Genomic DNA, 15,934 nt, shown 5'->3' on the forward strand with positions numbered 1-15,934 from the left:
CCATGGCTAAGAAAAAAATGGGGCTGGAAGATCTAGGCGGATTTGTTTTTTCGACAAATGAAGAATTCGATCCTAAGGAGTATGGAGCGCAGGAATACGACGAAATCCTTCAGCCACATGAACAGCTGCTTGAAGCCCACTATAGTTCCAAAGGCCGGGCAGGGAAAAAAGTCACCGTTATAAAAGGTTATATAGGTCCAGAAGAAGATCTCAATCAACTTGGGAAAGATCTAAAGAAAAAATGCGGCGTTGGAGGATCTGTTAAGGACAGAGAAATTATTATTCAAGGCGATGTGCGGGATAAAATAATGGCCTATCTTCAAGACCTGGGATACAAGGTGAAAAGGATAGGCGGTTAACCCAGATCAACTCAGATCAAATATATGGAGGAAAAAAACTTTCTGCATATCACCAACGGTGATGACATCTCGCAAAAAATCCTTTCTCTGGATTTGCCGGGGGAAGTGATCACGTGGCGAGAAATGTTGTGTGAAGGTCCTACCTCTATGGATGTGGGAGATGAAGAATTTGTTCTGCTTCGAAAAACTTTCCTTAAGGAAAACTACAGGATCTCTGAGGAGCACTACCGGGAAAGGTTTCTTCAGGAGCTCGTGAAACTGGCAGCGATCAATGGGCATGATGAGATCGTACTTTGGTTCGAATTCGACCTTTTTTCCCACATGAATATGCTGGCTCTTATCAGTTTCCTTGTACAGAATAAAAAACAGGGGCCTTTTTCCCTTGTTTGTAGTCGGAAGTTAAAGGGAGAGGAAGAAATGGCGCCTCTTTCTCAACTCTCGGGCAAGCATCTTAGACAGCATTACAAGCACCGTATCTCCTTAACTGATGATGACATCCAGACGGCGCAGCTTATATGGGAGCTCTACTGCAGTAAAAATCCAAAGAAACTGGCATCAGAAATAAAGAAAACTACAAATTTTGAATATCTGTCGAGTTGTATTAGAGCACATATTGAAAGATTTCCAGGTTTAAAGACCGGTCTTAATTCACTTGAGATCAATGTTCTTAAGTTAATTGATGAACACCAGATAAAATCACTCAACCACCTGTTGGGTTATGCACTGCAGTATCAGGGCTATTATGGATACGTGGACGTACAGATGGAAAGAGTAATTGACAAGCTCAGCCCCTTCTACGACACTTCAGAAGATGGAGTTATCATTAATGGGGATGGAAGAAATGCACTAGCTGGCTCCAAAAATTACTATCAGAATTTAAAAGATAACGAGTATTATGGAGGCGTTAGAAAATATGATTTTCTATACGACTCCGTAAATCATGACCTATTAAAATTATAGAATGAATCATTTAGCCGCTTCAGAATTAATTCTGAACCAGGATGGCAGTATTTATCACTTGAACCTGTTGCCAGAACAAATAGCTCAAACCATACTTCTTGTTGGAGACCAGAATCGGGTCGAAAAGATCACTCAGTATTTCGATACTGTTGAAGTTGTTGTCAAAAAACGGGAATTCCATACGCAGACAGGTACCTACAAAGGCAAGAGAATAACCGTGATCTCTACAGGAATTGGAACAGACAATATTGACATCGTTTTAAATGAACTGGATGCTTTGGTCAATATAGATTTCGATACACGTGAAATAAAACCAGAACATACGCAGCTTGACATTATAAGAATAGGTACCTCAGGTTCCATTCAGCAGGAAATTCCTGTTGACTCTATACTATTGAGCCATCTTGCGGTAGGTTTTGATAGTTTGCTGCATTTCTATCAAAGCGATGAAATACAGCTTGAGGACTTTAATAAAGCCCTTGAACGACACCTGGATATTTACGATCGCAATAGTAAACCCTACGTGGTTGCAGCAGATCAACATCTTATTGCACAATTTTCCTCTCCCGAAGTCTATGAAGGCTTTACAGGATCTAATGTCGGTTTTTATGCGCCGCAGGGAAGGGTGTTGAGATTACCTTTGCGAGATGATAACATGAAAGGAAAACTAGCCACCTTCTCTCATAGAGGGAAAAAGATCACCAATCTTGAGATGGAGACTTCAGCTATTTATGGATTGAGCAAAATGCTGGGACATCGAGCCCTCTCTGTAAATTCGATCATAGCCAATCGTGCAACTGGTAACTTCACCAGCGACGGGGCACAAGCCATAGATAAAACCATCAGGTACGCTCTGGATAAACTGGTGGGATAAAAATTTTCATTTAACACAATATTAAAAACGTGGCTTCTGCATATTCGTATTTTTGGGGAAACCCCGCCGTATGCTAAAGCCTGAAGACAAGATTTTAAGGCATCGAGATTTAAATTGGTTAAGTTTTAATGAAAGAGTGCTTCAGGAAGCACAAGATCCTACTACTCCTCTTTACGAGAGACTTAAATTCCTTGCTATTTTTTCAATGAACCTGGACGAATATTTTCGGGTGCGTGTTTCACAGCTTCGGCAAATGAAAAGGGTGGAAAAAAGTATCAGGAAACGACTGGCTCTAAAACCGAATAAGACCGTAAAGGAAATCCTGAGAGAAGTTAGGAAACAACAGGAAAGATTTGGAGAAATATACCGGGAGGAGATCATTCCCGAACTTGAACGAAAAGGAATTTACCTCGTTCACAAGGAAGCCTACACTCCCCTACAGGAAGAATTTGCCCGCAGATATTTTCAGAAGATCAAAGATTGCGTGAAAACCGTTGTTGTTGAAGATCATGACGAGGGAGACCTGTTCCTGGAAAATAATCAGCTTTATTTCATGGTGTTATTTCCTGATTCCGAGAAATTCGGGATAGTTAATATCCCTACCGAAGAATGTGGCAGGTTCATCCATTTTACTTCAGAAACAAAAGCACATGAGATCACCTTTTTGGATGATGTTGTAAAGGCAAATATTGCACATTTATTTCCGGGAGATGATATTGATGGAATTTATGAGATCAAACTCTCGCGAGATGCCGAGTTATACATAGATGATGAAGTGGATGGGCTTCTTGCCGAAAAGATCTATGAATCCCTGAATCAAAGATCTGAAGGACAGCCTACAAGATTACTTTATGATTCGGCCATGCCAGTTCATGCACAAAAGGTACTCAGGAAAACGCTGAAATTAGGAAAGATCGATATGATGCCCGGAGGCAGATATCATAATTTTAGCGATTATTTTTCCTTTCCCGACCCAAGTGAGAATCCGGAGTTGCATTTTGAAGAAATGCCTGCCGTAAAGCATGCAGTTCTTGAAAATGCCACAAATTATTTCGATGTTATTTCAGAAAAGGACCAGGCCGTTCACTTTCCATACATGTCTTTTGACTATGTGGAAAGATTTCTTCAGCAAGCTGCCGTAGATGAACAGGTCAAGGAAATAAAGATCTCCATTTATCGCGTAGCCGACGAATCTATAGTAACCTCTTCCCTGCTTAAGGCTGTCAAAAATGGCAAAAACGTAACTGTTTTTATTGAAGCAAAGGCGAGGTTTGATGAAAAGAACAATATAGACTGGGGAAGAAAACTGGAAGACGAAGGCGCCAAAGTGATTTACAGCTATCCAAAGATAAAGGTTCACTCCAAGATCCTGCTTGTAAACAGAGAGGAGGAAGGGAAGCTTAAAGGTTACGCCTATATTGGTACTGGAAATTTTAACAGTAAAACAGCCAGAATTTACTGTGACCATGCTCTGTTCACGGCACATGAAAAGATAACATCCGAACTTCTGCGTGTGTTTCAGGTACTGGAGGGAGAGTTGATCATTCCAAGAGCAAAACATCTCCTGATTTCACCTTTTTCTACCCGGAAGGATTTCAGTGATATGATCACCAGGGAGATCACCAATGCAAAAATGGGGAAAAAAGCGGGAATCACTGCAAAGATGAATAGCCTTGAAGACAAGGAGATCATTGAGCTTTTGTATGATGCCAGTGAGGCAGGTGTTTCTGTAAGGTTATTGGTGCGGGGTTTCACTTGCCTTCTGCCAGGTGTGAAAGGTCTTAGCGAAAATATTTATATGACCAGCATAGTTGATCGTTACCTGGAACACGGTAGGATCTACCTCTTTGAAAATGACGGAAATGAGGAACTTTATTTTGGCAGTGCAGATTGGATGACCCGCAATCTCGACCGCCGTATAGAAGTAATCGCTCCCCTATACGATGAAGATATTGCGGCAGAATTCAAGGATATTCTTGAAATTCAATTGCGGGATAATATGAAGGCGAGAATTCAGGAGCCTCTTGAAAAAAATGAATTTGTTCAGAAAAAGCGCGGAGAAAAGGACATTCGTTCACAATATGAGATTTATAATTATCTGAAACAAAAACATACCTCATGAAAAGGATCAAAGTAGGTGGTGTGCCCGAACATTTTAATTTACCATGGCACCTGTGCATCGAAGATGGCAACTTTAAGAACAATGGTATAGATGTGGCCTGGCAGGATTTTCCAGACGGTACAGGAGCAATGTGCAAAGCTTTGCGAAATAAAGAAATAGATGTTGCCGTTATCCTAACAGAAGGAATCGTTAAGGACATCCTTAATGGAAATGAGGCGGTGATCGTTCAGGAATATATTGCTTCCCCCTTGATTTGGGGAATTCATGTGGCGGCTGGTAGTTCTTTTAGGACTATGGAAGACCTGCGGAATGAAACAGTGGCAATAAGCCGTTATGGCAGCGGTTCCCATCTCATGGCCTACGTAAATGCCAGAAACCTTGGATGGGATCCGGCACAGCTGAAGTTCGAGGTGGTGGGAGATATTAATGGTGCCATTACAGCTTTAGATAACGGAACTGCTGGCTATTTCATGTGGGAACATTTTACGACCAAACCATTAGTGGATAATGGCACTTTCAGAAGAATTGCCGATTGCCCGACCCCATGGTCCTGTTTTGTGATTGCGGTGAGAAAGGAAATAATGGAAAAATCTGCAGCCTCAATAATAAATATGCTCAAAACTCTAAATAAGGTGACTTCAGAATTTAAGGAGATCCCAAAGATTGAAGTGGCGCTCGCAAAAAAGTACGACCAAAAAGTGGAGGATATCGAACAATGGTTACAGATAACCCAGTGGAGCCAAAAACAGATCTCTGTACAAGAAATCCAAAAAGTACAGGAACAACTGCACGAGCTAGATCTCATTGATAAAATGGAAGAAAACTTACATTTTTTACCCAGATAAAAAGACCTATGACAAAATATTTTCTTTTCCTGTTTTTAAGTTTGATGACTTGTTCTTTATTTTCCCAGGAAGGGGAAGCAGAAAGAAACCAGGATTCCCTGGCAGTTTCCTCTGAATCAAGGATAGCGCAGGAAATTCAGGAAAAAAAGATTTATAAACGGGATTCCACCGTACATGAGATCCATCTCAATATTTTAAATGTTCTTGTTTTTGGAGCCCTCGATGTAGCTTATGAAAGAGTTCTTACAGACCATAGTTCTGTTGGAGTTGAATTGTTCTCGAAGGTGTTCAATAAAAATGCGGGAGAAGACGGTGACCTTTCAAAAGTTTACGCCAAGGATTTTTCAATTACGGGAAAATTCAAATACTATTTTGATGATGAAGTAGTGGCACGAGGTTATTATGCAAATCTTCTTGGAATGTTCTCTAACGGAACTCATGAAAGGGATATGGAATTTAAAAACCCTGTAACTGGAGATCCCGAGACAAGAGAAGTTGATATGGAATATACAGATCTAGCCTTTGGTGTAGGGGTAGGCGGAAAGTTTGTGGCAAAACAGGGATTTTTGATAGACCTTTCATTTTCTATTGGTAGAAACTTGTTCGATAAATATTCTCCGGATATTGTAATACTTCCTTCAATTTATCTTGGCTATCGTTTCTAACTACCAGTTGATGGGAACTTTTCCCTTCTCTTTGAGATAGGCATTTGTTTTACTGAAATGTCTGTTTCCAAACCAATAGCCCCTGTTCGCCGCTAAAGGAGAAGGATGGCCGCTGTTGAGCACCAGGTGTTTATCTCTGTCAATTTTTTTTCCCTTTTTCTGTGCAGGACCACCCCATAACAGGAATACCACGTTTTCCTTTTCGTCTGAAAGTTTCTCAATTACTGCATTTGTGAATTTTTCCCAGCCTTTGCCTTGATGAGAGCCGGCCTGTCCTGCTCTTACCGTTAGGGTCGCATTCAACATCAACACACCTTGCTGCGCCCAGTGTTGTAAATTTCCGTGGGCAGGAATTGATTTTCCCAGGTCTTGCTGTACCTCTTTAAAAATATTGACAAGAGAAGGCGGGACCTTGGTCTGCGGCTGTACAGAGAAGCATAATCCATGGGCTTGATCATAACCATGATATGGATCCTGCCCAATGATCACTACGCGAGTATCTTCAAAAGAAGAAAGTTCAAATGCTTTGAAGATGTTATCGGGATGAGGAAAGCAGTCAGCCTTTTCATATTCCTGTTGCACAAAACTTAGGAGTTCTTTAAAATAAGGCTTTTCCAGCTCATCATTTAACTTTTTTTTCCAATCTGGCGCTATGTTAAAGGTCATAATAATAGTTAAATTGCGGCTTCCCAAAAATAGGGAAATTTTATATGATTAAAGTTACAGCCAAAACCCTCCAGGACCTCGAATTTCCTGCAGTTTGCCAGCAGGTGAGCAAATATACTGTCACTGGCCTCGGAAAAGAAAAGGCTCTAGAAATAGCACCATTTTCGAGCTACGAAAAGACCTTGTTTGGGCTTAGGCAAACTAATGAATACGTGTCCTCCTTTCAACAGGATAGCAGGATCCCTAATCATGGTTTTGAGGCGATAGATCAGGAAATCAAATTTCTGGGGATTGAAGAAACGCGTCTGGAGGCAGGTAGTTTCAGGAAGATTGGAAGCATTTCAGAAACAGCGAATACGCTCATCAAGTTCTTTGAGAAATACCAGGAACTCTATCCCTGCCTGGAACAAAGAATTTCAGAAGTGGAATTTACTCCAGCCATCATTGAACAGATCAATAAGATCATTGATCGTTTTGGCGAGGTAAAAGATGATGCCTCCCCCCTGCTCCAGGAGTTAAGGCGGAAGATCAACCAGGTGAAAGGGCAAATTAATTCAAGTTTTGTAAGTGCGCTCACACATTATAACAACCTGGGATATCTTGATGATATTCGAGAAACGGTTGTGGATAATATAAGAGTTCTTGCTGTTACATCCATGCATCGAAGAAAGGTTAGAGGTGGAATTTTAGGAAACTCCAAGACCGGCAGTATAGTTTATATACAGCCAGAAGCTACACATAATCATACCAGAGAACTGAATAACCTCCAATATGAGGAAAAGGAGGAAATCAAGAAGATACTCAAGGCGCTTACGAATTTCATTCGGCCTTTTCGTCCTCTGCTTATGGAATATCAGGATTTGCTTAGCGATGTCGACGTTATTGCCGCCAAGGCTAAATATGGAATGGAGCTCAACGGGGTAATGCCTGCCATCACGAAAGACCGGGAACTGGAACTCATTGATGCTTATCACCCGTTGTTACTGCTCAATAACAGGAAACAGAATAAAAAGACCTATCCTCAAACCATAGCACTGCATAAGGAGAAGCGAATCATCGTGATCTCAGGCCCTAATGCGGGAGGAAAGAGCATCACTTTAAAAACAGTGGGGCTGCTGCAGGTAATGGTACAAAGCGGATTGTTAATTCCGGTGCATGAATATAGCCGGGTTTGCTTTTTCGATAAGATCCTCACCGACATTGGGGATAATCAAAGTATAGAAAATCATTTGAGCACCTACAGCTATCGGCTCAAAAACATGAATTACTTTTTGAAAAAAGTAGATTCAAAAACCCTTTTTTTAATAGATGAATTTGGAACCGGAAGTGATCCCGAACTTGGAGGAGCGCTTGCAGAGACCTTTCTGGAAGTCTTTTATGAAAAAGAGGCTTTCGGAATTCTCACTACGCACTACGCGAACCTTAAGATGCTGGCAAACGAACTGCCGCATATCATCAATGCAAATATGCTTTTCGATTCAAGAACTCTTGAACCTTTGTACAAGCTGCACATGGGGGAAGCAGGAAGTTCCTTTACCTTTGAGGTAGCACAGAAAAATGGGATTCCATACAGCCTCATCAATCGCTCCAAGAAAAAAGTAGAACGAGGCAAGATCAGGTTTGACAAGAGTATTGCCGACCTTCAGAAAGAGCGCTCCAAACTTCAGAAAACCACAACCTCCTTAAAAACAAAGGAGCAGAAAACAGAATCGGAAAAGAAGAAATTGGAAGAGACCAATGTGAAAATTCAGCAGAAGCTGGAGAATTTTCAGGAATTGTATGACAGCAATCAAAGGCTGATCTACCTTGGGAATAAGATCAACGATATAAGTGAAAAATATTTTCAGAATAAAAAGAAAAAAGAACTTATAGCCGAATTCCTGAAGATCGTAGAGGTTGAAAATTCCAAGAGAAAAAAGCTTTCAGCCAAAGAAAAGAAGGTAGAAAAAGCTAAGGAGAAGCAGGTAATGCAGGAAGCCGAGAAAAAGGTGGTGGAAATAAGGAAAAAGAAAAAAGAAAAGCAGGAAAAAGAGAAAAAAGAAGAAGTTGCTGCACCAAAACCTGAGTTAAAGGTTGGGGATCGCGTAAGAATGCAGGATGGAAAAGCCGTGGGCAGTATTGACAGCCTTGAAAAAGGAAATGCCAAGGTTAACTACGGGATCTTTACCACTTCGGTATCTGTAGACCAACTGGAGCTGGTGCAAAGAAAAAAATAGAAAAAGAAAAAGAAAAAGAAAAATTTATGGTTAATTTCCCAGAGAACAAGAAGATCATTCTCTTCGACGGCGTATGTAATTTATGCAATAAGACTGTTCAAACGATCATTAAGAACGACACCAAAGATGTGTTTCGTTTTGCGCCACTTCAAAGTGATGTGGGGCGGCAAATTATCAACGAACGAGGAATTGACACAGAAAACCTCGATTCTGTAATTCTTATTGAACCTGGAGTTGCATACTACCACAAATCTACTGCAGCAATTGAGATTGCCAAACATTTAAAAGGCTATTCCTGGCTCAGGTTCTTCAAGTCCCTGCCCGAAGGGATGCGAGATGGCATTTATAGTTTTATAGCCCGTAACAGGTACCAGTGGTTCGGAAAGCAGGAAAGTTGCATGGTTCCCACTCCAAAACTTCAGGCGCTATTTTTAAAATAACTACTTGAGATTGCTGAGAAGAAAATCAAGTTTATCATTAGTATTCTTGTTCTTGCGGAAGGAATGGGTGAAAAAAGCATTTTTTTCTGCCAGCCCTTTCTGCTGAAGACCTTGAATGAGTTCGGCATCTGTCACTGAGACTTTTCCTGTAAGTAGGAGCCCCATATCCTTGCCCGCAGTGTGATAGTCAAAGATCTTTTTCAATCCAGCGAGATACTGAAAGTCCTTGGTAAATCCGCCACCTCTGTGGGCTCTTAAAGTGATGATCCATGCCGTTTCCCTATCCAGCTTGTATTGGTTGTAAAGCAGGTCAAAAGTATCACTAAAAGAATATCCTTTGATGAGGCTATCGGCTGCTAACACGCGATAGGCCAGTTCTTTCATGCGCTTTAAACTTAGACTGTCACTCATGTATTCACTGAACACTGCAAGACCAGCCTGGGTGACATGATGATTCGCAAAGCCATGTGAAAAGATTCGGAGCGGCTGGTTAAGTCCGTTGAAAGTTGTAAGCATATTTACCCCAATCTCATGATTAGCAAGGATCTTGAGATCGTTATCACTAAATTTCCTGTTTTTCTTGACAATAAGGGTCTGGGTAGTATTAAGTGCCATGGCAGCCCCTGTGATGCTGTTGCTCTGCCTTATCTTGAACTTAAATGGATACTTTTCCCCAAAAGCCTGGAAGTATGCCTGGGCTTGATCTGCATTATATCTTGGCACCATTTCTTCAGCATCTTCTTCTTTGTGGAAATGCAGGATGAATTTGGCATTTTTGACATCCTTCTCCTGTGGAGTTCCGAATACACGCAGGGAATTGTAGAAGAACTTCGCCCCTTTCCCTACTGAAGCCACGCATTGCACCAGGCCCGAATATTCGTAAATGGTATCGTGATAAAGTTTATAGATATCTTCATCGGGAATGTCTTCAAGGCGCTGACTGAAGAACTGCCGTTGTAAAGTATAAGGATCGAACTTTAATTTTCGATATTTAAAGATGGGATCTTCAGAAAATTTTGAGGCGAAAAATCGCTTTTTTTCCTGTTCGATGTTCAGCGGATTCAGGTAATTGAGCACATCAATTTCTCGAACCAAACGATCGAGATTTTGATCTATTTCCAGTAAACTGTCGTAATAACTGCGGACTTTCTCGGTCATTTCGGATTATTAAAAAGAGAAATTCTTAATAAATTCCGGCAAAGACAACCAATTCTTTACAGCTTTCCAAATTTTACCGGGATCAATTCCTTTTCAAAAGGATTCTTATTTTGAATCTACATCAAAAGTGTCAGATGGATCTACTTCCCCTGGATAGTGTAACATGCCTTCTCCCTTGGCAATAACTGAAGACACTGTGGCATCACCAGTGACATTCACCACCGTTCTAAACATATCAAGGATCCTGTCTACCGGAAAGATGATCGCGATCCACGCAGGATTAAGCCCAACAGAATCAAGTACGATAATGAGCATTACAAGACCTGCACTTGGAACTGCAGCCGAACCAATTGAAGCAAGCGTCGCTGTAAGTACAATGGTCAACTGCTGCGCCAGGGTAAGGTCTATCATGTGTAATTGTGCCAGAAATACTACCGCTACAGCCTGATACAAACATGTTCCATCCATATTCACAGTAGCACCAATTGGCAGAACAAAACTCGTGATCTTCTTGTCTACACCCAGGTTTTCCTCCACACACTCCATAGTTACAGGAAGAGTGGCCGCACTGCTGCTCGTTGAAAATGCCAGGGTCTGTGCGGGACTCATCGCTTTAAAGAATCCTGTGTATGGAATACTTCGGGTAAAGATCTTGATGATCAATGGATACACTACAAAGATCATGAGCATCAAGCCAAGGAAGACGGTAAGGGAATACCAGCTTAAGCCTTTGAAAATCTCGTATACTTTTCCAATATCATCACCAGCCATTTTACTCACCACACCGGCCAAAAGAGCGAAAACAAAGAATGGCGCTGCACGCATAACCAGGTCTACCATCTTCAGGAATACTTCCATAATGCTGTCTACGACAGCAGTGACAGGTGCAGATTTTTCATTCGGGATGAACAGCAGGGCAATTCCAAAGAAGAGTGCAAAAAAGATGATCTGCAGCATTAGACCGTTGTCTGTGAGGGAATGGAAAAAATTCTCGGGAACAATATCTACCAAAGGTTGTAAGGGACCCGATTCTTTGGTTTGATCGGCGGCCTGCATTTTATCCGCTACAGAAGCGTCTTTAAGCTCTTGTCTCGAAAGGTCTGATATCCTCTGGGCTTTATCCAGAAACTGAGGATCTTGTAAATAGTTAATGCCGTCTTTGATCTCATAGCCCTGGGAAGCTGCCCAGAGTTCATAGCTAATGCGGTTGTCAATACGGCTGTCTTCATCCACAAGTTTTCCCGGCTTAATAGAATTGACCAGGAGCAGCCCAAGAGTTACTGCAAGTACTGTGGTTAGCAAATAGGCCATCAGGGTCTTCCCTCCCATTCTTCCAAGGCTGGCGGGATCACCAATATTCGCAACACCACTTATAACAGAAAAAAGCACTAGCGGCACCGCGATTAACTTCAGCAAATTGATAAAAATGGTGCCAAAGGGCGCTATCCAGTCTATGGTAAACTCACTCCACCCCAGCTGGCTTGAAAGCATGGCCCAAATAATACCTAATACCAATCCAATAATGATCTGCCAGTGAAGTGCTAATTTTTTCATAGTTCCTTATAGTCTAATGAATGTTATAATCTGGAATTTCTGTTTAATAAGTAATAATCGGCCAGTACAAGCGCTGCCATGGCTTCAACAATTGGAATAGCGCGTGGAACCACACATGGATCGTGCCTCCCTTTTCCTTGCATTTCGACAAGTTCACCTTCAGAGTTTATCGTCTCCTGTTTTTGCATCAAAGTTGCCACAGGTTTAAATGCAACGCGAAAAACTATATCCATTCCGTTTGAAATCCCACCTTGAATGCCTCCGCTAAAGTTCGTTTTGGTAGAGCCGTCGGTATTAAAAAGATCATTATGTTCACTTCCTTTGAGTGCTGCTCCTGCAAAACCACTTCCATATTCGAAGCCTTTTACAGCATTTATGGATAGCATTGCAGCACCAAGGGCAGCGTGCAGCTTATCAAAAACAGGTTCTCCCAGGCCAACCGGCACTCCCTGGATCACACATTCCACAACTCCCCCAACAGTATCTCCCTGAGAGCGAATTTCCCTTATCAAGGTTTCCATGTTGGCTGCTGTCTCTGGATCTGGACATCTTACTGGATTTTTCTCAATTTCCTCCAGGTTGAGATCCTCAAATTTCTTCTGAAGCTGAATCGATCCTACAGCCGAAGTGTATGCGGTGATCTTTATATTCTCTAACAGCTGTTTCGCAACTGCTCCCGCTGCTACACGACAGGCAGTCTCACGCGCCGAAGAACGTCCTCCCCCACGATAGTCGCGGTTGCCATATTTTTGATCATAGGTGTAATCGGCATGTGAAGGCCTATACACATCCTTAATGTGAGAATAATCATTCGATTTTTGGTTGGCATTTTCAATTACAAAACCAATAGGAGTTCCGGTAGTCTTTCCTTCAAAAAGCCCGGAAAGAAATTTTACGGTATCTGGCTCCTTTCGCTGAGTAACAATTGCAGATTGTCCAGGCTTTCGCCTTTGCATTTCCTGCTGTACCTTCTCCACATCTAATTCGAGTCCGGCGGGACAGCCGTCAATAATGCCGCCTATAGCCTCGCCATGTGATTCGCCAAAAGTGGTAAGTTTAAATAGTTTTCCGAAGGAATTTCCGGCCATTGAGGGTGATTTTGAGCAAATGTAATTTTTTAAGCCAAGATTTAAAAATGTTATTTCAGCGCAGCGGCCATGATCTCCACAGGATGAAAGGCTTTTCGCCCCGTCCCGTCATAGATCTGATGCCTGCAACTCGTGCCCGGTGCAGCAATTACCGTATCTGCCGCTGCCTTTCGAACTGCAGGAAATAAGGTCTGCTCTCCAATTTGCATACTTACCTCGTAATGTTCTTTTTCATAACCAAAGGAACCTGCCATCCCGCAACAGCCAGAAGGTATTACCGTTACCTCAAAGTTCTCCGGAAGATTCAGCATTACAAAAGTGTTTTCCACGCCCGATAATGCTTTTTGGTGGCAATGGCCATGGAGCTTGATCTTTTTTCTTTCTGAAGTAAAGGATTTAGCGGTGATATTTCCCAGCAGCACTTCTCGCTTAAAAAATTCCTCCATTAAAAGGGCATTTTTGGATACCCGTTCGGCAGAAGCCTTATCGTCGGCAAGGCGAAGGTATTCATCCCTGAAACTCAGGATTGCTGAAGGTTCAATACCCAGCAGAGGTGTTTCTTCTGAAATAATATTCTTAAAAATAGCAATATTTTCATTGGCTATTGCTTTGGCTTCCTCAAGATATCCTTTAGACATAAAGCCGCGGCCACTTTCCGGATGATCAATGATCTCTACGTTATAATTTAATCCCTGAAGTAGCTTTATAGCAGCGAGTCCTATCTCTGATTCTAAATAATTTGTGAATTCATCATTGAACAGATATACAGACTTTATCGGAGCCTTTATTTCAGTCTTGTGGTTTTCAAATAAAGAAGAAAGCTTGTTTTTAGAAAGCCTAGGCATGCTGCGCTGAGGCGCAATTCCCAGACTATTCTTAATAATACCTGAAGAAAACTTATTTGAAAATATGAGGTTCGAAAAAGGGGAAAATATGGAAGTCTTCTTGTTCATTCGGGCGTTGTAGGCAAAAGCTTTTGACCTTAAACTACTGCCATTCGTCTTCATGTACTGATATTGAAATTCGGCTTTGTAGGCAGCCATATCCACATTTGAAGGACATTCACTCTTGCATCCCTTGCAACTAATGCAAAGATCCAGGACTTCCTTTAATTCTTCATGGTTGAACTTGTTGGGTTTTTCGGAGTGAGTAAGAAATTCCCTCAAGGCATTAGCCCTTGCCCTGGTAGTGTCTTTCTCATTACGAGTAGCTCTGTAACTGGGACACATCGTGCCACCGGCCTCTGCGGGCTTTCGGCAATCACCACTGCCATTACAGTTTTCGGCCCCTCGAAGAATTCCCAAAGAGTCAGAAAAGTCCATGAAAGTTTCGATCTCAGGCTCCTTCCTGCCCGGAATGTACCTCAAGCTGGAATCCATGGGTGGTGCATCTATGATCTTCCCCGGATTAAAAATATGCTGGGGATCAAAGATGTTTTTTACCCTTTTTAAGAGGTTATAATTCCTGGTTCCTATCATTAACTCAATAAACTCTGCACGCACTCGGCCGTCACCATGTTCACCACTTAAGGAGCCACCATATTTTTTCACAAGACTGGCAACAGCCTCTGTAATATCTTTAAAGAGAACCACATCCTCTTCTTTTTTAAGGTTGAGAATTGGCCTGAGGTGCAGCTCCCCGGCCCCGGCATGAGCGTAATAAACTGCTTCCTGCCCAAATTCTTTCATGAGGCTCGAGAATTCTGAGATGTAGGCAGCGAGATCCTCTACAGCAACGGCAGTATCTTCTATACAGGCAACAGCTTTACGATCACCTACAATATTTCCCAATAAGCCGAGACCGGCTTTGCGAAGTTCGAGGGCAAGTTCGATAGAATCATTTCGCAGTACAGGCAAAGCGTATGCGAGTTGGGAATCTGCCAGTGTCTTTAGAAGTTCGGCAGTTCTTGTTGAAAGTTCCTCTTCTCCCTCGGCTCTTATCTCCAGCATGAGAATGGCAGCCGGATCTCCTTCGGTAAAAAACCTGTTCTCTCTATATTTCAGGCTGTTCCTGGTGCAATCCAGGATCACTTTGTCCATCATTTCGCAGGTGAACAGGGAATGTTGCATTGCCGGTACAACAGCTTGCAGACATTTCTCAACAGATTCAAAGTGAGCGGCAACCATTACAGCGTTTGCAGGAGGTAATTCATCTAGTTGCAAGGTGATTTCTGTAGTAAATGCAAGGGTTCCTTCACTTCCACATAGTAATCTACAGATATTGATCTTCTCATTCTCGCCACCAAAAACTTCAGACCAAAGCAATTCATCTACGGCGTAACCTGTGTTTCTGCGATGGATCTCCGGCTTCGGAAAATGCGTCCTAATTTCATCCTGAACTTCCTTTGGTTTCAGTTCCTCATAAAGCTTTCTATAGATCTGTCCTTCCATGGAAGCTAAATCCATTTTGCTACGGAATTCTTCCGAAGTAATTTCTGAAAATACAGCCTGCGAACCATCTGCAAGAAGGACGGTCATCTCGAGTACCTTATCGCTGGTTACGCCATACTTAATGGAGGTTGTGCCACTGGAATTATTGCCTACCATGCCTCCAATCATACAACGGTTGGAGGTGGAGGTATTAGGTCCGAAGAAAAGGCCGTAAGGCTTCAGGAAGCGATTGAGATCATCACGAATCACACCTGGCTGTACCTTTACGCGTCGTTTATTCTCATCAAAATGCAAGATAGAGGTGAAATGCCTGGAAACATCCACCACGATCCCCTCACCTACGCACTGTCCTGCCAGAGAAGTACCTGCAGTACGTGGAATGACCGAAGTTTTATGCTGTGCAGCGAAAGCCAGAAGCTTGCGAAGATCTTCGGAATTCCTTGGATAAGCTACTGCCAGTGGTAAGCTGCGGTAAACGGAAGCATCTGTAGCGAAAATGCTGCGCCACAATGGATCACAGAAGAGTTCTCCCTCTAAACTAGCTTTTAAAACTTCCAGCTCATTATTCATAAATATTCGATTATCAGTCTTTTGGCA

13 protein-coding genes are annotated in these 15,934 nt (G+C 42.2%); 8 read left to right on the plus strand and 5 right to left on the minus strand.

What is annotated here, in order from left to right; translation table 11 throughout:
- The first annotated feature begins 2 nt into the window (after window positions 1-2).
- From HC175_RS10655 to HC175_RS10680, 6 genes are all read left to right on the plus strand, one after another.
- Entirely contained in the window at window positions 3-359 is a 357-nt protein-coding gene (locus HC175_RS10655; RefSeq protein ID WP_168138477.1) for a translation initiation factor, read from the plus strand.
- A gap of 24 nt (window positions 360-383) precedes the next feature.
- The gene (locus HC175_RS10660) at window positions 384-1,319 is read left to right on the plus strand and encodes a DUF1835 domain-containing protein (RefSeq protein WP_168138478.1); all 936 of its coding nucleotides are present in this window, start codon (window positions 384-386) and stop codon (window positions 1,317-1,319) included.
- A gap of 1 nt (window position 1,320) precedes the next feature.
- Entirely contained in the window at window positions 1,321-2,193 is an 873-nt protein-coding gene (locus tag HC175_RS10665; RefSeq protein ID WP_168138479.1) for a nucleoside phosphorylase, read from the plus strand.
- Window positions 2,194-2,263: 70 nt separating this feature from the next.
- Window positions 2,264-4,315 (plus strand): polyphosphate kinase 1, encoded by a 2,052-nt coding sequence (ppk1, locus tag HC175_RS10670; RefSeq protein ID WP_168138480.1) that lies wholly within the window; start codon window positions 2,264-2,266, stop codon window positions 4,313-4,315.
- Window positions 4,312-5,160 carry a substrate-binding domain-containing protein gene (locus HC175_RS10675; RefSeq protein ID WP_168138481.1) on the plus strand — a complete coding sequence of 283 codons (849 nt, stop codon included), beginning with the start codon at window positions 4,312-4,314 and terminating at the stop codon, window positions 5,158-5,160. The genes ppk1 and HC175_RS10675 overlap by 4 nt, the downstream gene beginning before the upstream one ends.
- Window positions 5,161-5,168: 8 nt before the next feature.
- Window positions 5,169-5,825 carry a hypothetical protein gene (locus HC175_RS10680; RefSeq protein WP_168138482.1) on the plus strand — a complete coding sequence of 219 codons (657 nt, stop codon included), beginning with the start codon at window positions 5,169-5,171 and terminating at the stop codon, window positions 5,823-5,825.
- Here the strand turns inward: HC175_RS10680 and HC175_RS10685 are convergent, their stop codons facing one another.
- On the minus strand, window positions 5,826-6,491 hold the full coding sequence (locus tag HC175_RS10685; RefSeq protein WP_168138483.1) for a uracil-DNA glycosylase: 666 nt from the start codon (window positions 6,489-6,491) through the stop codon (window positions 5,826-5,828).
- Between the two features lie 44 nt (window positions 6,492-6,535).
- Here HC175_RS10685 and HC175_RS10690 point away from each other — a divergent pair, with 44 nt between their 5' ends.
- Both HC175_RS10690 and HC175_RS10695 read left to right on the plus strand, forming a co-directional pair.
- The gene (locus tag HC175_RS10690) at window positions 6,536-8,707 is read left to right on the plus strand and encodes an endonuclease MutS2 (protein ID WP_168138484.1); all 2,172 of its coding nucleotides are present in this window, start codon (window positions 6,536-6,538) and stop codon (window positions 8,705-8,707) included.
- A gap of 26 nt (window positions 8,708-8,733) precedes the next feature.
- Entirely contained in the window at window positions 8,734-9,147 is a 414-nt protein-coding gene (locus HC175_RS10695) for a thiol-disulfide oxidoreductase DCC family protein (RefSeq protein ID WP_168138485.1), read from the plus strand.
- Here HC175_RS10695 and HC175_RS10700 read toward each other — a convergent pair whose 3' ends face one another.
- From HC175_RS10700 to HC175_RS10715, 4 genes are all read right to left on the minus strand, one after another.
- Window positions 9,148-10,305, minus strand: coding sequence for a peptidase MATCAP family protein (locus tag HC175_RS10700; protein WP_168138486.1), 1,158 nt, complete (start codon window positions 10,303-10,305; stop codon window positions 9,148-9,150).
- Between the two features lie 105 nt (window positions 10,306-10,410).
- A complete protein-coding gene (locus HC175_RS10705) occupies window positions 10,411-11,859 on the minus strand; it encodes a dicarboxylate/amino acid:cation symporter (protein WP_168138487.1) in 1,449 nt (482 codons plus the stop codon).
- A gap of 23 nt (window positions 11,860-11,882) precedes the next feature.
- Window positions 11,883-12,947 (minus strand): chorismate synthase, encoded by a 1,065-nt coding sequence (aroC, locus tag HC175_RS10710; protein ID WP_168138488.1) that lies wholly within the window; start codon window positions 12,945-12,947, stop codon window positions 11,883-11,885.
- A 50-nt stretch (window positions 12,948-12,997) separates the two neighbouring features.
- The gene (locus HC175_RS10715; RefSeq protein WP_168138489.1) at window positions 12,998-15,907 is read right to left on the minus strand and encodes an FAD-binding and (Fe-S)-binding domain-containing protein; all 2,910 of its coding nucleotides are present in this window, start codon (window positions 15,905-15,907) and stop codon (window positions 12,998-13,000) included.
- Window positions 15,908-15,934: the final 27 nt, after the last annotated feature.

It is taken from the genome of Salinimicrobium oceani (assembly GCF_012037645.1).